We start from the raw sequence: 15,937 nt of genomic DNA, 5'->3' as shown, positions 1-15,937 counted from the left end.
TTTATCGGAAGCGCGACACGGCGGCCCGCGACAACCATGACGGGGTGTCGAGAAAAGCGATCTTCCTGTTGTCGGCGGGGCACGCGTGCGTGGACGTGTACCAGGGCTCGGTGGCCGCGCTGGTGCCGTTCTTCGCCGCCGAGCGCGCCTACGGATACGCGGCGGTGTCGGGCGTCGTGCTCGCCGCGTCACTGCTGTCGTCGGTGGCGCAGCCGTTGTTCGGCGCCCTGACCGATCGGTGGGCGATGCCTTGGCTGCTGCCGTCGGCCACCCTCCTCGGCGGTCTGGGCATCGGCCTGGGCGGATTCGTCGGCTCCTACGCGCTCACGCTCGCTTTCGTCGCCGTGTCGGGAATCGGGGTGGCCGCTTACCACCCCGAGGCCGCCAGGGTCGCGAGAATCGCCGGCGGCGGCAGGCATACGGCCATGGGCTGGTTCTCCCTCGGCGGGAACATCGGCTTCGCGGCCGCCCCCGTGCTCGTCGCCGCGGTCATGGCCCTCGGCGGGCTCCGGATGTCGCCGCTGCTCGTCGCGCCCGCGCTGGCCGGCTCCGTGCTCTGCCTGCCCGTGCTGCGCGCACTCGCCAAGACGGCCCGCACCGGCGGCTCCTCCGCGGACGTCGTGGGCGTCGACGATTGGAGGTCGTTCGCGAGGCTGTCGGTGTCCGTCGTCTTCCGCTCGATCGTGTTCGTCGGACTGAGCACGTTCGTCTCGCTCTACGCCCAGCAGCGGGTCGGCGGCGGCCCGGCGACGGGCAGTGCCGCGTTGTTCCTGCTCTACCTCGGCGGCGCCGCGGGCACGCTGCTGGGCAGCAGGCTGGCCGGACGACGGGACCGGGTCGTCGTGGTGCGGCGGTCGTATCCGGTCACCATCGGCGCGGTCGCGGGCGTCGTGTTAGTGCCGGGCCCGGCGTTCTTCCCGTTCGTCTTCCTGGCCGCCGTGAGCCTGTACATCCCGTTCTCCCTCCAGATCACGCTCTCCCAGGACTACCTACCCACCCGCGTCGGCACCGCGAGCGGCGTCACCCTCGGCCTGACGGTCAGCGTCGGCGGCCTCGCGAGCCCCGTCATCGGCGCCATCGCGGACCACACGTCCCTGCGGACGGCCCTGATCCCGTTGATCGTCCTGCCGTTTTTGTGCTGGATCACAAGCCGGACCCTGTCCGAGCCGTGCTCCGTCCAAACCGGAACGCCCCGTGAAGAAATATTGACGGATTCGCGGCGATAAATGATGTACGAGCCTGTACACCATCGGTTACCGGCTGGTAGGTTCCGAACATCCAAACGTGATCCACTTCATGATTCAAAGGGGAGTCATGACCCGAAAGCCCGCTCGCCTGCTGGCCGTCGCGATCGCTCTCGTCGTCGGTTTCGCCGCCGCGCCCGCCGCTTCCGCCGCCCCCGCGACCGATTCGTTCTACAGCTACAGCGGCAGCGAACCACTGTCGTCGTACAACCCCGGAACCGTCTTGAAAACCCGGACGCTGAATTACCACGTCGTCGGTATTTCCACGCCGCTCAAGGTGACCCAGCTGCTCTACCGGAGCACCGACGCGCAGGGGAAACCGTCCGCCAACGTCACTTCGGTGGTGCGCAGCCTCACCGGCGACAGCACCAAAGCCGTTTCATACCAATCATTCTACGACTCGCTCAATCCCGAGCACGGTCCGTCGAGGGCCATCGTCGGCGACGTCTCGCTCGGTGGCCTGATCGCCAACGCGGAGGCGCTGTTCATCGCCCCCGCGTTGCTGCTGGGCTACAACGTCGTCATTCCCGACACCGAAGGCCAGAAGGCGAACTTCGCGGCCGGGCCGGAATACGGCACGAACACGCTGGATTCGATCCGGGCCGCGACGAAGGCATCTGAAACGGGAATGAACGACAAGACCCGCTTCGGTCTCATCGGGTATTCGGGCGGCGCCATCGCGACCGGCTGGGCCGCCGCGCTCGCGCCGGATTACGCTCCCGACGTCAACAAGAATCTCGTCGGTTTCGCCGAAGGCGGGCTGCTCGTCAAGCCGTCGCACAATCTCAAGTACGTCAACGGCAGTGTCGCGTGGACCGGTGTCATTCCGATGGCGCTGATCGGGGTCTCGCGTTCGTTCGGCATCGATCTCAAGCCGTACGCGAATTCCTACGGCCTTCAGGTGCTCAAGGACATGGAAAAGGCGTCGATCGTCGACGCGCTCGGCCGGTATCCCGGGCTGACGTGGGAGAAGTTCGTCAAGCCCGAGTACACGAACCCGAACAAGGTGCTGCCGTACGTCGAGGCCGTGAACAAGATCAACCTCGGCTCCGCCGCGACGCCCACCGTTCCCGGGTACATCGCACAGGGCAACAACGGTGTCCTGGAAGGCACTTTCGGCAACCCGCCGGGGATCGGGACCGGCGACGGCGTGATGGTCGCCGGTGACGTGCGCTCGCTCGCCCGGCAGTACTGCGACACCGGCAACAAGTCGATCAAGTACGACCAGTACAACTCGCTGAGCCACGTCGGGGCGGCCGTCGCCTGGGCGCCGCAGGCCATCGGCTGGCTCAACGACCGGTTCGCGGACAAGACCGCGCCGTCCACCTGCGGGAAGATCGCGCCCGGCAACTCCCTTGCCCCGGAGGTGCCGGTCAGCTGACCGCGCTGGTCCGTGAAGGCCTCCTTCCCTGCCTTGAGAGCAGGGAAGGAGGCCTTCACGGATTTCCGGGCCGGTACCGGACCCGGCTGATCTTGCGCGCCGTCGACGTCCGCTCCCCGGCTTCCTTGTCAGGCCAACCCTGACGCGCTAGCTTGTCAGGAGATGCCTGACGAAAGGATCCGCCGTGAACCGTTGTTCCTTCTGCAAGCGTTCGGCCGACGACGTCGAGACCCTGGTCGCCGGCGCCGGTGTCTACATCTGCGACGACTGCGTGGTGTTGTGCGCCGACGCGGTCAAGAACAAGCCCGCCGGGCTGAAGCGCGCGACGCCCGTTTGGGAAGGCGTCGACGACGCCGCCCTTCTCGCGCATCTGCCGCGTATCGAAGCGATCCGGCATCTGGTCGACGACGACCTGCGGTCCTGGGTCGGCGAGGCCCGCCGCCGCGGCATCTCGTGGGATCGCGTCGGCGAAGCGCTGGGCATGCGCCGCCAGTCCGCCTGGGAGCGGTTCGCCTGAGCTAGCGGGCGAGTCGCCGCCGTTCGAAGTCCACGATCAGCTTCGGGTAGAGGCGCGGCAGCAGCCGGACCAGCCTGTCGACCAGTTTCGCGTCGTTTCCGACGAGCACGCGCGGTTTCCCGGCTTCGACGCCGTCGACGATGATGCGAGCGGCCTGATCGGCGGGCATCTTCAGCAGCTTTTCGTTGTACACCCGGACGCGTTCCCGCTGTTCGGCGGTCGGCTCGATGCCGCGGGCCTCGGCTTCCTTCAACGCCGCCGAGGCGATGCCGGTCTTGACCCCGCCCGGGTGGACGACCGTCACCCGCACCGGATGCCTGCCCGCGATCATCTCGGTGCGCAGCGCCTCGGTGAACCCGCGGACGCCGAACTTGCTGGCGCAGTAAGCGCTGAGCGTCGGCTGGGCCATGAAACCGTTGAGGCTGGACACGTTGACGACCTGGCCGTCGCCGGAATCGATCAGATGCGGCAGGAAAGCCTTGGTGCCGTTGATGACGCCGAAGAGGTTGACCGCGAGCGTGCGGTCGTAGAGCTCCCAGTCTGCGTCGAGGACGGTCTGCCCGCCACCGGCGACCCCGGCGTTGTTGTAGATCTGGTGCACCACACCGAACTGCGCGGCGACCGTGGACGCGTACTCCAGGACGGCCGCCCGGTCGCCGACGTCCAGCGCGGCGCCCTGTACTTCCGCGCCGAGGGCCTTGACCTGGGCCACGGTCTCGGCGAGACCGGTTTCGTCCACATCGGACACCGCGAGACGCGCTCCGCGTCGCGCGAGTTCGAGGGCCAGCTGTCGTCCGATGCCGGACCCGGCGCCGGTGACGACGGCGACCTTGCCACGAACGCTGCTCATCGGGACTCTCCTGCGGGATCGAGGGCCAGTCCGGCGGTGAGCTCGACAAGCCTGTCGACGAGATCCGGGGCGATGTGGTGCCCCATACCGGGGATTTCGACGTAGCAGGCGCCGTTCACGGCCTTCGCGGTCGCTCGTCCGCCGGTGTGGTGGACCATCCGGTCGCTGTCCCCGTGGACGACGATCGTCGGGCAGGTGACGCGGCCGAGTTCGGCGGTGCGGTCACCGCTGGCCTGGATCGCGCCGATCTGGCGGGCGATGCCGCTGCGGGCCCGCCGTCCGCCCGCGCGGTCCCACAGGCCGGTGGCCCAGGCCGTCTCGACGTCCTTGTCCAGCGGAAACCTCGACGAGCCGAGGTGGCCCATCATCGCCAGATGCCCGGCGACCGATTCCTCGACGGTCTGGGCGGGTCGCCTCGCCATGCGCAGCAACGTCGACCGCGCCGGCTGCCCGACCTTGCGGTGCCCGGTGGTGGAGAAGATCGACGTCAGCGAGAGGACACGGCCGGGATTCCGGGCGGCGACGGTCTGGGCGATCATGCCGCCCATCGACATTCCGGCCAGGTGCGCCTGCTCGATGCCCAGGTGGTCGAGCAGGCCGACGGTGTCCGCCGCCATGTCGCCCAGGTCGTAGGCACCCGGAAGGGGCTTGGCCAGCAGCTGCCGGAGCTTGCCGGGATTCGGCGCCTTGACGCGGTCCGAGCGGCCCGCGTCCCGGTTGTCGAAGGTGATGACCCGGAAGCCGCGGCCGGTGAACCCCTCGATCATCGGCCGCGGCCACGACGTGAGATCCAGCCCGAGCCCGGCGATCAGCACCAGCGGCACACCGTCGGCGGGGCCGTCCTCGCGGTAGCAGATCCGGGGGCCCTCGGGCAGGTCGGCGAAGCTGTCGGTCATGAGCTCACCGTCTCCCGGACTTCCGCGCGGGAGAAGTGCAGCTCGGGATCGGTGATGTCGTCCGCGCGCAGCAGCTTGATGTCGGAGTGGTAGCTCATCGACGTCAGCCACGGCAAGCGGTCACCCTGGCGCGGGAGCTGGTCGAGCGCGCGCTGCACGTATCCGGCGGCGAAGTCCAGGAACGGCCGCGTCGGCATGTCCGGATCGGCGAGGACAGGACGGCAGACGTCGTAGCCGTGAGTGTCCATATGCGACAGCAGGCGGCAGAAGTGCTCGCACAGCAGGCCGATCTTGAGCGTCCACGACGAGTTCGTGTAGCCGATCGCGAAGGCGGCGTTCGGCACGTCCGAAAGCATCATTCCCTTGTACGCGACCGTTTCCGGCAGGATCACCGGCTTGCCGTCGACGCTGAGCTTCGCCCCGCCGAACACCTGGAGATTCAGGCCGGTGGCGGTGACGATGATGTCCGCTTCCAGCTCGCGCCCGGATTCGAGCAGGATCCCCTTCTCGGTGAAGGTCGCGATCTTGTCGGTGACGACGTCGGCCCGCCCCTTGCGGATGGCGGCGAACAGGTCGCCGCCGGGCACGGCGCACAGCCGCTGGTCCCACGGGTCGTACGGCGGGTTGAAGTGCTCGTCGACCGGATAGTCCTTGGGCAGCTGCTTCTTGTTGACGTAGCGGATGAGCCCGCGGGCGGTCTTCGGGAACTTCTGGCAGAACTGCCAGACCGCGAGTCCCTTGCGGATGTTCTTGCGGCGGGTGAGCGCGTACGCCCGCTCGTCGCCGAGGATCTTGCGCAGGCCGTTGGCGATCTTGTCCTCGCGCGGCACCGGCATGACGTAGGTCGGGGTGCGCTGCAGCATCGTCACGTGCGCCGCGGTCCCCGCCATCGCCGGGATCAGGGTGACCGCGGTGGCGCCGCTGCCGATCACGACGACGCGTTTGCCCGCGTAGTCGAGGTCCTCCGGCCAATGCTGCGGGTGCACGATCGTGCCGGTGAACCGGTCACGGCCCTCGAAACGCGGGGTGAAGCCCTCGTCGTAGCGGTAGTAGCCGCCCGCGTTGAACAGCCAGCCCGCGCTCAGCCGGGTGCGCTCGCCGGTGTCGGTCCGCTCGATCTCGAGCAGCCAGCGGGCCTCGCCGCTCGACCAGGCGGCGGAGAGCAGCTTGTGGTGGTAGCGGATGCTGGGTTCGAGGCCGTTCTCGGCGACCGTCTCGCGCAGGTACGACAGGATGCGCGGCGCGTCGGCGATGGACTGCTTGTCCCGCCACGGCTTGAACTCGTAGCCGAAGGTGTGGAGGTCGGAGTCGGACCGGATGCCAGGGTAGCGGAACAGGTCCCAGGTGCCGCCCGACGTGCCGCGGGCCTCCAGGATGGCGAACGTCTTGCCCGGGTTCTCGGTCTTCAGGTAGCGCGCGGCCCCGATCCCGGAAATCCCGGCACCGATGATGACCACGTCGAGGTGCTCGACGGGTGTGCTCGTCGTCATGCGGTACTCCAGCCTCGTCTCGGTTCTCCCCACCATGCGGGTGCGCGGGGGAATTGCGCTAGCGCTATCTGCACCACCATGATGGGCCCATGGTGCAAAGTGCCGCATCTCGATGGCCGACGCTGACCGCCGAGGCGCGTGAGCTCTTCCGGCGAGGGGCCGAGATCGTCCTGCATCCGCGCGCCGAATGGATCGAGGAGCTGCACGAGGCCTCGCTCGGCGGCGACAGCATGCGGGCGGTCGCCGAGGACCCCGTGCTCACCGAGGGGACCAAACGCGCCAACCTGGCGAACCTGCTGCACTGGGCCGCCGCCAACGTGCAGCATCCGGGCAAAAGGGTCAGCGCCAATCTGAACCAGGAAGTGCTCGAAGGCGCCCGTGACATGGTGCGCCGGGGCTTCGACTCGGGCGGCCTCGACGCCTACCGGCGGGCGCAGGGAGTGGCCTGGCGGCGCTGGATCGAGATCTGCTTCGACCTCACGTCGGACCCGGTCCTGCTCCGCGAACTATTGGACGTCTCGTCGCTGTCGATCACCACGTTCATCGAGGACACCGTCGCCGCGGTGTCCGAACGGATGGCCGCCGAACGCACGGAGCTGACCCGCGGCGCGCACGCCGAACGGCGGGCCACGGTCACGCTGCTGCTGGAGGGCGCGCCGATCAGCCGTTCGCGGGCCGAAGCCCAGCTCGGCTACCCCCTCGCCGGCCCGCATACGGCCGCGATCGTCTGGAGCGGGTCGGCCACCCCGTCGTCCCAGCAGCTCGAAACCGCCGCGGAGACGCTCATGCGGGCCAGTGACGCTTCGCACCGGCTTACCGTCGTCGCCAGCGCTGCCGCCCTGTGGGTCTGGCTCCCCGGCCGGACCCCGCCGCGGGCGGACCGGCTCGCCGAAGACCTCGCGCCGCACCCCGACGTCCGGGTGGCGCTGGGGCGGCCCGGCAGCGGGATCGACGGCTTCCGCCGCAGCCATCTGGACGCCGCCGCCACCCAGCGGATGCTCGCCCGGCTCACCTCACCGCAGCAGATCGCCCGCTACCAGGACATCCAGCTGCTCGCCCTGCTCACCGGCGACCCGGCGCAGGCGGGCGAGTTCATCGCCGACACCCTCGGCGAATTCCGGCACGCCGACGCCGAAACCCGCGAGACCGTCCGGACCTATGTGCACGAACTGGGCAACACGACGCGGACCGCGGAACGGCTCTACACCCATCGGAACACCGTCGTCCGGCGGCTGGCGCGGGCGGACGAACTGCTCCCGCGGCCGTTGGCGGAGAACGCGGTCGATGTCGCGGTGGCGCTGGAAACGTTGCGGTGGCTGGGAAGCGGCGCGTGACGCGTCAGGCTTTGGCGCGCTTGCCGAAGAGTGAGCGTCGGCTCGCGTACTCGGGAAGACCGATCCGGCGAAGGATGCCATCCGTCGCCCCGACCTCCTCATAGTGCTCCTTCACCCACTCCGCTGTCGCCGCCAGTACCACCGGACGCCCTTCGATCCGGACCGCTTGGACGAAGTTCTTGAGGTCGTCGGAAGACCGTTCGGTCAACGTCCTGCCCAGCAAGAGCTTTCCGACCACCGTCTCGTCTTCGTCGAAGAGGTACGACAACTCCTGAGTGATGGCGGGAAGCCCCCGTTCGGGCGCGGCGAGTTCGTCGAGCAGGGCATTCGTGTAACGCTCGCCGTGGGGGACGGTGAGCAGCGTGTTGACCAGTACGGGCAGTCTTTCGACTGACTGGCCGCGAAGGAAGCCGTGCGGATCACGTCCCGGCAGGCTGTTCACCACCGACAGGAACTTCGCCTGTCCGGCTCGGACGATGAGGAACATCAGGTACTTCGCATCGGGGAGGGGCAACGCCTTCAACAAGGTGACGAGCTCAGGGCCTCCGTTGTTGTCGACGACCCTCGCGAGCACCTGTTCCTTGTAGCGAGAATCGAGGTCTTTGATGACGACCGGAAGCAATTCGGTCCTGTTCTCGGCCTTCGTCGTGATCCGATCGGCGAATTCCCGTGCGAGGAACGAGTGCTCGGACATGAGCTTCTTCAACAACTTCGCCACATAGTCTCGCTCGCGTTCGCCTGCCAGGCTCAGCACCCGGTGCCGGTCCGCCGCCGTGGAGACGGCGAGAAACTCGGCGACCGTGGCCACCGAAGCCCGAGCACTCACCTCGTCGAGCACTTGCTTCGCCAGGACCGGCCAGCCCTCGTCCCGGAGTTCGGCGAGGATATCCCGAATGGACTGGGCGGAGCGGTTCAGCATGGCTTGCACGCAAAACCGGTGCGCGGCGTCGTCTTGACCGTGGGCCCGTAACTCGGCCACGAAAATGATGACGGCGTCATCCGGCAGGACTTTCGCGGCTCGGGTCAGCACTCGTTCGACGTGCTTTTCCTGCCCGGTGTCCCAGAACGCGAGCGCGATCGCGAGCAAGCCGCCGACGTCGCCGGTGCCGCCGATCACTGCCTCGGCGACGGTCTCACTGTCCGCCGGACGGCCTGTCTCGGCCATCGCGTGGCAGAGCTGGGCCACGACGTCCGGCGGCCGCGAAACCATCGCTTCCGCCGACGCCGCGTAGAGGCCGAACGCCGCCTCTTCCCTGCCGACAGACCGCAGTTCGTCGGCCAAGGTGAGCACCGCCGGAGCAGGCAACCTGGTCACCGTGCGCCCGATCAGGCTGTCGACCTCTTCACGCAGGCCGGCCACCCACAGGGCGTTGACCAGGTCGATCAGCGAGGAACCGGCCTGCGCGGAGTCGAGCGCCGAATCGAGGAGCGCTACGAGATCACTGGCGCGACCTCTCTTTTGGAGGAGGTGAGCCAAGGCCGCCGAGTCACCGACCGGACCGCTTCCGGCCTCATAAAGAAGAAAGCCCGCTTCACTCGGCAGATCCGTGTCATACAAGGCGTCCAGGATCCCCACCACCTCTTCGGGCGCACGCCGGGAAGCGACCATGAGCACTGTCCCCGCATCCGCGTCGGCGCCCGATCTGCGGAGCAGGCCGACGATCGCCGCGACCTCCTGGTCCGGTCGCAGGGCGGCGCACGCGACGAGAAGCCTCTCGGCGATGTCCTGCTGGTCATGCGCTCGCAATGTCCGCACCTCGGCGTACACGTCGGCGGGGCGACGCCTGAGGAACTGTTCGAAACCGGCTGGAGGCCGGGGCAGCGAGCGGGGTGTGGCCACCGGCCGCTCCACTGCCGTTCGCCCTGCGTTCCACCGGTTGCGCACCAGGACGATCGCGCTGCCGTCGTTGCGGCTGCGTTGCTGCGGAACGGGAAAGTGCCGGGCTTGGAGATCGGCCTTCACGTGGTAGAAGAGCGTCTCCATGTCGAGGAGTTCAGGCCCCTCGGGCAGGCCACGCGTCAGCTTGTCGACCAGCGCGCCGGTGAACGCGGTGTAGCGCTCCCCCGGCGGCGCCAGCGCCTTGCGCGTCTCGGCCGTCGCGGTCATGACGTAGGTGCCGTCGACACGCGCCTGGTCGGCCAGGTCGTCGACCGAGCCGCCCATTCCTCCTTGGAGGGCGCGGCCGCTGTAACAACAGTCCAGCAGCACCACTTTGCCGTAGCAGGACAACGCGGTGCCGACGACCTCTCGCCGGATGTCGTCGTACCGGACGGAACGATAGAGCCGCTCGTTGTCCGAACCCGGCATCGCCAGGTACAGCTCGAACCGGTTGTCGAGCAGACCATGGCCCGCGTAATAGAACAGCAGCGCGTCGGTCGCTTCCGTCGCGGCTCGATGGACGGCGTCCATCACCTCGTCAGGAGATTCGGGGTTGAGCAGCGTGACACAGTGCTCCTCCGACAACCCCCACAACTCGGGATCGGTCATCGCCTGTCCCAAGGTCGCGATGTTGTTCGCGACGCCTGGCAGCTCCTCGAGTGTCGCGTAATCCGACACCCCGACCAACACGGCTCGCGACTTCCGCGGGTCGGGCAATCCTGCCCGGGGCGCGGTCACTCGACGTCCTCCGGGCGGCTCAGCGGGAGGTCCAGGTTCCGGAGCATGGCGTGCTGTTCGGCGGTCAGCTCGCCCTGGACCGTGATCGTGAACGGCGGCGTTTCCTTGCGGGAGCGTAGAAAGTTGCCCCAAGCGATCCCCAGGTTCGCCAGCCCGGTCAGGGAGCCGATGGACATGCAGATGGCCTCGAAGACCACCATCTCACCCGAGCCCCGGGAACCCGCCGCGCTGACCGTCGCGGACCGGGCGACGTCCACGTCGTCGCGGAGCCAGCTGTAGAACTCGTTCAGCGCCTGTTCGTCGCCGGCGGCGTTGATCGTCAGCTCCACGAGACCTCCCTCGAAAGTGATATCCCTACAGATCGCGGCCTGGGCTTGAGGCGTAACAGGATTCCTGTCCCGAGATCTGACCGGTGGTTCCCGTTGACCGGCCGGTGACGAAACCCGGATCATGTAAGGCATCCAGATCCGGTGCGTGGCCGACCCCGAGGGCGGACAACGATGTCATCGCTGATCCATCTCGTGCTTTGCCTGATTCTGACGGCGATTCCCTTACCGGCGGGGAAACCGGTGACCGCCGCGGCGGTGGTCTGCGTGCTGTCCTGCGACACTCTAGACCCTTCGAAGGCCCAGCAGGACACCTTTCCGGTTCCGGACAAGGTGTTCGGCGGACGGGTGCTCCGGCTGCATGTGTCCGACGCCGACGGGATGGCCTGGGGCAGCATCGATCGCGGCACGGCCGGGGATTCGGTCTGGCTCGACCGCTCCTGGGACGGCGGCGCGACCTGGGAAGGACTACTGGGCAAAGCGAGCATTCCCGGCACCTGGACCGGCACGAGAACCCTGATGTACAACGTGACCGATCCCGGAAAGCACCGGCGCGGCGTGATCCGCGCGTGCGGCGACGCCGCCGGGGTCAGCTGTACGGAGTGGATCCACCCGAAGGTCTGCGATGTCGTCTGCGACGGCGCGACCCAGCCGGACGGGGACACCCAGCCGGTTCCTCCGACGACGTTGTTCGGGCGGACGATCCGCCTGCACGTCGACGGGAACGCGATGGCCTGGGGCACCCTCGAATCCGGCGCGCGGGGCGACGAGATCTGGCTGGACCGTTCCTGGGACGCGGGAGCGAGCTGGGCGGGCGGTTCGTCGCTGGGCCGGACGCCGGTCGCCGCGGGCGCGAGTACCGGCCGGACCGCGTTGTTCGCGACGCGAGATCCCCGAGGTCGCCACTACGGCGGCGCCGTCCGCGCGTGCGGTCGTGAAGCCGGGCACCAGGAGGGATCCTGTACGGCATGGGCCCGTCCGGCACCGGCTCGCGCGCAAGCGGCGGCCGACGCGCTCCTGTACTCCTACGATCCGTACCCGGGCTGGTGGCCGAGCAGCTGGTGGAATTCGGCGGCGACGCTGACGGCGGTCATCGACCACGCCAGGACGACCGGGGATCACCGGTACGACTGGATCATCGCGCGCACCTTCGAGCGGAACCGCGGCGTATTCCCGGCCGGCGAGCGCGGTTCCGACGCCATCGAAGGGAATTTCGCCAGCCGGGCCATCGACGACAGCGCCTGGTGGGGTCTCGCGTGGATGGCCGCCTACGACCACACCGGCGATCCGCGGTACCTGTCCATGGCGACCACGATCGCCGCCTACGTGCACCAGTACTGGGATCCGGGGACCTGTGGCGGCGGGGTCTGGTGGGACCGGGAGCGGACCTACAAGAACGCCGTCACCAGTGGTCTGTACCTGCGGCTCGCGGCTTCCGTCCATCGCCGGACGCCGGGCGATCAGGTGTGGCTGCGACGATCCCGGACCGCCGCGGACTGGTATCTCGCCAGTGGGATGATCAACGCGTCCGGGCTGGTCAACGACGGCCTCACCCGGGACTGCCACAACAACGGCCAGCCGGTCTGGACCTACAACCAGGGCCTGGGCATCGGCGGCCTGGTCGAGCTCTGGCGGGCCACCGGCGAGACCCGCTGGCTCGACGCGGCCCGGCGCCTGGGCGACGCGGCGATCACCGGCCCGGTGCTGACCAGGAACGGTGTCCTCACCGAATCCTGCGACGTCGGACAGAACTCCTGTGACGACAACCAAAAGCAGTTCAAAGGCATCTTCATGCGCTTCCTCGCCGACCTGGCCTCCGCGACGAATTCGCCGGCTTACCGTGACTACGCGAAGCGGCAGGCCGACTCCCTGTGGACGTCGGATCGCGATCCGCTGAACCGGATCGGGCAGCGCTGGGCGGGCGGGACGCCGAACCAGGCCGACTGGCGGACCCAGGCGAGCGGGCTCGGCGCCCTCACCGCCGCGTCGTGACCGCGCCTGCCTTGCGGGGTCTGGCACAACCTCTAGATTGAAGGCATGGTTTCCACCGCCGAGAAGGCCACCCGGCTGCAAGAGCTGCACGCCGCCCCCGAACTGCTGCTCGTCGTCAACGTCTGGGACGCGATCACCGCGAAGGTCGTCGCCGAAACCCCCGGCACCCAGGCGCTCGCCACCCCGAGTCACGGCATCGCCGCCTCCCGCGGCTACCCCGACGGCGAAAAGATCCCCCGCGACGAGATGATCTCCGAGGTCGCGCTGATCGTCCGGACGGCGGGCGATCTGCCCGTCACCGCGGACCTGGAAGCGGGCTACGGCGACCCGGGCGGCACGGTCGCCCGCGCGATCGAGGTCGGCGCGGTCGGCTGCAACCTCGAAGACCAGATGAAGCCGCTGGACGAGTCCGTCAAGGCCGTCGAGGCCGCGGTCGCCGCCTCCCGGTCCGCGGGGATCGATTTCGTGCTCAACGCCCGCACGGACGCGTTCCTCAAGGCGGGCGACCGCGATCCCGAGGAGGTGCTGGCCGAGGCGATCACCCGCGGCCGCGCGTACCTGGACGCCGGCGCGTCGAACTTCTTCGTGCCCGGCAAGCTCGACGAGACCCAGGTCGGCAGGCTCGTCGAGGCGCTGGGCGAACGCAAGGTGAACCTGATCGGCGTCCCGGGCTCGATCCCGCTGGCGACCGCGCAGAAGCTCGGCGTCTCCCGGGTGTCCTACGGGCCGTTCAGCCAGAACGTCGCGCTCACCGCGCTGGCGAAGCTCGCCGAGGACGTCTACGCCGGCGGCGGCCTGCCCGCCGACATGCGCAAGCTGAACTGATCGTCGTGGTTCGCGGAGTCGGCCGGGTCGAAGGGATCCTGCTGGCCGTCGTGGTGGTCACGGCACTGGTGGTGACCGGGATCCAGGCGAAGTCGCCGGGCACATGGCTGCTTGAGGTCGTCTGGGTCCTGATCGGGTTGCCGCTGGTGGTGGCGCTGCGCGGACGCTTTCCCTTGACCCGGCTGCTCTGCTGGCTGCTGGTGTTTCACGCGATCGTGTTGTGTTACGGCGGGCAGTACACCTACGCCGAAACCCCCATCGGGGAATGGGTGCAGGCTTGGCTGGACACGCGACGGAACAACTACGACCGGTTCGCCCACCTCGTCCAGGGCTTCGTCCCCGCGATCGCCGTCCGGGAGGTGCTCCTGCGCCGGACGCCGCTGCGGCCCGGTGGCTGGACCTCGTTCCTGACCGTCTGCGTCTGCCTGGCGATCTCGGCCTGTTTCGAGTTCGTGGAATGGTTCAGCGCGCTCGTCGCGGGGTCGGGCGCGGACGATTTCCTCGCCACCCAGGGCGATGTCTGGGACACCCAATGGGACATGTTCCTCTGCCTGTGCGGCGCGGTGCTCTCCCTGCTGGTCTGGCGCCGGGTACACGATCGGCAACTGGCCGGGCGGTCGCCTGCCTGTTCGCACAGAGATCGTTGCCCCCTCGGGCCGCTTTCCCCGCTCCTCCAACGGTTTCCTCTTGACCGTCGTTCGAGGTCGGCACCAAGATCGCACAGGTGACGAAGGCAGCACCGACCCGCCGCACCGCGCTCCCCCGGACCGGCCTCGCCGCCCTGCTGGCTTCCGCCGACCTGCCGGGCACCCTCGAACTGCCCGACGGCTCCGTCGTGGAGGTCGGCATGGGCGAGCCGTGCTACCGGCTGAGGTTCCGTACGGACGACGCGCTGCGGACACCCCTCACCGAACTGGCGATCGGGCAGGCCTTCGTATCCGGTGACATCGATGTCGAAGGCGATCTCGGGGCGCTGTTCGGGGTCCGCGCCTCCCTGCGCGAAGACGTGCCGCTGCGACAGCGGCTGCGCTTCCTCTACGACTTCGCGCGTTCGCCGCTCAAAATGAACAAACAAGCCGTGTCCGCGCATTACGGGCGGGGCGACGACTTCTATCTGACTTTCATCGACAAACGATTCCGCTTCTATTCGCAAGGCCTGTTCCAGCATCCCGGCGAGACGATCGAGGAGGCGTCCGAACACAAGCTGGAGACGATGTTCTCGGCGCTGGATCTCCAGCCGGGCGACAGGCTGCTCGACATCGGCGGCGGCTGGGGCGGCGTCAGCCAGTACTGCGGCGCCCGCGGCGTGCACGTCACGACCCTGACCATCGCGGAGGACTCCGCCGACCACATCCGGGCGCTGATCGACGACAACGGGATCAAGGGCGAGGTCCTGCTGGAGGACTTCCTCGTCCATCGTCCCGCCGAGCCGTACGACCACGCGGTGATCTACGGCGTGATCGAGCACCTCCCGAACTACCGGCGCTTCGCCGCGAAGGCCTGGGATGTGCTGAAGCCCGGCGGGCGGCTCTACCTCGACGCGTCCGCTTCCATCCAGAAGTTCTCGGTGAGCTCGTTCACCCGCGATCACATCTGGGGTGGCACGCACACCTACATGACGCTTCAGGACGTCGTCGCCGAGATGCTCTACCACGGCTTCGAGGTGCTCGACGTCACCAGGGAGACCCGCGACTACGAGCTGACGATGCTGGAGTGGGCGAAGCGACTCGACGCGGCGAAGGACGACGTCATCGCGCAGTGGGGCGAGGAGACCTACCGGGCTTTCCGGCTCTTCCTGTGGGGCGGGACACACGCGTTCAACGTCAACTCGCTGCAGGCCTACCACCTGGTCGCGGAGCGGACGGCCGATCCAGGGCCGAGACCGTCACGGCTGCGGAGGATCGTGGAGTTCCTTTCCGGACTGCGGTAAGACGGGCGGCGGTACCGGATCGGCCGGGCGGGTCGTGAGTGGTAAGTCGCGTTAGAGCGGACCAGTATTTACTACCCACGCCTGACCTGCGCGAGAGTCCGCCGGGCTCGACTATGGAGGAATCGGGACGTTGAGTGTCCCGATTCCTCCATCGTCGCGCGGTCGCACGATCTCGGGCCTTGATCAACAGGGGATCCGGGACACTCAACGTCCGGAATCTTCCCCCGCTCCACTCGGCACCGAGACAAGCCGAGCATGAAAGATCAGGACGTTGAACATCCCCAATCCTCCCCACACGACCGCCAGTCGTACCAGTGGGCAAGCACATACGAGTCCGCTAGAACGACACTCACCACTCACCTGACCTGCGCGAGGTTTAGCAGTTCCGCGGCTGCCGGACTCGACGATGCAGGAATCGGGACGTCGAGTGTCCCGGATCCACCGTTGATCAAGATCGTGCCGGTCACGACCGAGGGCAGACGACGTGACGGGGGAAGATTCCGGACGTTCAACGGCCGGAATCTTCCCCGCTCGC

At 68.2% G+C, this 15,937-nt stretch carries 13 protein-coding genes; 8 read left to right on the top strand and 5 right to left on the bottom strand.

Annotated features, from left to right (window positions below; all coding sequences use genetic code 11):
- The first annotated feature begins 44 nt into the window (after positions 1 to 44).
- The 3 genes from AB0N89_RS25140 to AB0N89_RS25130 all read left to right on the top strand — a co-directional run bounded on the left by AB0N89_RS25140 (position 45) and on the right by AB0N89_RS25130 (position 3,142).
- Positions 45 to 1,226, top strand: a complete 1,182-nt coding sequence (locus AB0N89_RS25140; protein ID WP_364208505.1) for an MFS transporter — start codon at positions 45 to 47, stop codon at positions 1,224 to 1,226.
- A gap of 88 nt (positions 1,227 to 1,314) precedes the next feature.
- Positions 1,315 to 2,625: a lipase family protein gene (locus AB0N89_RS25135; protein WP_364208502.1), complete on the top strand. Its 1,311-nt coding sequence runs from the start codon at positions 1,315 to 1,317 to the stop codon at positions 2,623 to 2,625.
- Between the two features lie 184 nt (positions 2,626 to 2,809).
- Positions 2,810 to 3,142 carry a ClpX C4-type zinc finger protein gene (locus tag AB0N89_RS25130; RefSeq protein WP_364208499.1) on the top strand — a complete coding sequence of 111 codons (333 nt, stop codon included), beginning with the start codon at positions 2,810 to 2,812 and terminating at the stop codon, positions 3,140 to 3,142.
- A 1-nt stretch (position 3,143) separates the two neighbouring features.
- On the opposite strand, the gene AB0N89_RS25125 is transcribed toward AB0N89_RS25130, so the two are convergent.
- From AB0N89_RS25125 to AB0N89_RS25115, 3 genes are read right to left on the bottom strand one after another with little or no spacing between them, the layout of a single operon-like run.
- On the bottom strand, positions 3,144 to 3,992 hold the full coding sequence (locus AB0N89_RS25125; RefSeq protein ID WP_364208496.1) for an SDR family oxidoreductase: 849 nt from the start codon (positions 3,990 to 3,992) through the stop codon (positions 3,144 to 3,146).
- On the bottom strand, positions 3,989 to 4,888 hold the full coding sequence (locus AB0N89_RS25120) for an alpha/beta fold hydrolase (protein WP_364208493.1): 900 nt from the start codon (positions 4,886 to 4,888) through the stop codon (positions 3,989 to 3,991). The genes AB0N89_RS25125 and AB0N89_RS25120 overlap by 4 nt, the downstream gene beginning before the upstream one ends.
- Entirely contained in the window at positions 4,885 to 6,378 is a 1,494-nt protein-coding gene (locus AB0N89_RS25115) for an NAD(P)/FAD-dependent oxidoreductase (protein ID WP_364208490.1), read from the bottom strand. The genes AB0N89_RS25120 and AB0N89_RS25115 overlap by 4 nt, the downstream gene beginning before the upstream one ends.
- Positions 6,379 to 6,467: 89 nt before the next feature.
- Between AB0N89_RS25115 and AB0N89_RS25110 the strand changes: the two genes are divergently transcribed.
- Positions 6,468 to 7,712 (top strand): PucR family transcriptional regulator, encoded by a 1,245-nt coding sequence (locus AB0N89_RS25110; RefSeq protein ID WP_364208487.1) that lies wholly within the window; start codon positions 6,468 to 6,470, stop codon positions 7,710 to 7,712.
- Positions 7,713 to 7,716: 4 nt separating this feature from the next.
- On the opposite strand, the gene AB0N89_RS25105 is transcribed toward AB0N89_RS25110, so the two are convergent.
- Positions 7,717 to 10,329: a caspase family protein gene (locus AB0N89_RS25105; protein ID WP_364208484.1), complete on the bottom strand. Its 2,613-nt coding sequence runs from the start codon at positions 10,327 to 10,329 to the stop codon at positions 7,717 to 7,719.
- On the bottom strand, positions 10,326 to 10,658 hold the full coding sequence (locus AB0N89_RS25100; RefSeq protein WP_364208481.1) for a hypothetical protein: 333 nt from the start codon (positions 10,656 to 10,658) through the stop codon (positions 10,326 to 10,328). The genes AB0N89_RS25105 and AB0N89_RS25100 overlap by 4 nt, the downstream gene beginning before the upstream one ends.
- Before the next feature lie 171 nt (positions 10,659 to 10,829).
- Between AB0N89_RS25100 and AB0N89_RS25095 the strand changes: the two genes are divergently transcribed.
- Genes AB0N89_RS25095 through AB0N89_RS25080 form a run of 4 tightly spaced genes read left to right on the top strand, consistent with a single transcriptional unit; the run spans position 10,830 to position 15,402 of the window.
- Entirely contained in the window at positions 10,830 to 12,647 is a 1,818-nt protein-coding gene (locus AB0N89_RS25095; protein WP_364208478.1) for a glycoside hydrolase family 76 protein, read from the top strand.
- A 45-nt stretch (positions 12,648 to 12,692) separates the two neighbouring features.
- Positions 12,693 to 13,472 (top strand): isocitrate lyase/phosphoenolpyruvate mutase family protein, encoded by a 780-nt coding sequence (locus AB0N89_RS25090; RefSeq protein WP_364208475.1) that lies wholly within the window; start codon positions 12,693 to 12,695, stop codon positions 13,470 to 13,472.
- A gap of 5 nt (positions 13,473 to 13,477) precedes the next feature.
- Entirely contained in the window at positions 13,478 to 14,200 is a 723-nt protein-coding gene (locus tag AB0N89_RS25085; RefSeq protein ID WP_364208472.1) for a DUF2238 domain-containing protein, read from the top strand.
- Positions 14,197 to 15,402, top strand: coding sequence for a class I SAM-dependent methyltransferase (locus tag AB0N89_RS25080; RefSeq protein WP_364208469.1), 1,206 nt, complete (start codon positions 14,197 to 14,199; stop codon positions 15,400 to 15,402). Before AB0N89_RS25085 ends, AB0N89_RS25080 begins: the two co-directional genes overlap by 4 nt.
- The last annotated feature ends 535 nt before the right edge of the window (positions 15,403 to 15,937 follow it).

This window comes from Amycolatopsis sp. NPDC089917, assembly GCF_040684635.1.
Lineage (GTDB): Bacteria > Actinomycetota > Actinomycetes > Mycobacteriales > Pseudonocardiaceae > Amycolatopsis.
The sequence above is the reverse complement of the archived record's forward strand: the minus strand, read 5'-3'. Positions and strand labels throughout refer to the sequence as shown.

Excerpts from the sequence above, each read along its gene's own strand:
- AB0N89_RS25120 (WP_364208493.1), bottom strand. The coding sequence starts at position 4,888 with ATGACCGACAGCTTCGCCGACCTGCCCGAGGGCCCCCGGATCTGCTAC.
- AB0N89_RS25095 (WP_364208478.1), top strand. The coding sequence starts at position 10,830 with ATGTCATCGCTGATCCATCTCGTGCTTTGCCTGATTCTGACGGCGATT.
- AB0N89_RS25135 (WP_364208502.1), top strand. The coding sequence starts at position 1,315 with ATGACCCGAAAGCCCGCTCGCCTGCTGGCCGTCGCGATCGCTCTCGTC.
- AB0N89_RS25125 (WP_364208496.1), bottom strand. The coding sequence starts at position 3,992 with ATGAGCAGCGTTCGTGGCAAGGTCGCCGTCGTCACCGGCGCCGGGTCC.
- AB0N89_RS25110 (WP_364208487.1), top strand. The coding sequence starts at position 6,468 with ATGGTGCAAAGTGCCGCATCTCGATGGCCGACGCTGACCGCCGAGGCG.
- AB0N89_RS25115 (WP_364208490.1), bottom strand. The coding sequence starts at position 6,378 with ATGACGACGAGCACACCCGTCGAGCACCTCGACGTGGTCATCATCGGT.
- AB0N89_RS25090 (WP_364208475.1), top strand. The coding sequence starts at position 12,693 with ATGGTTTCCACCGCCGAGAAGGCCACCCGGCTGCAAGAGCTGCACGCC.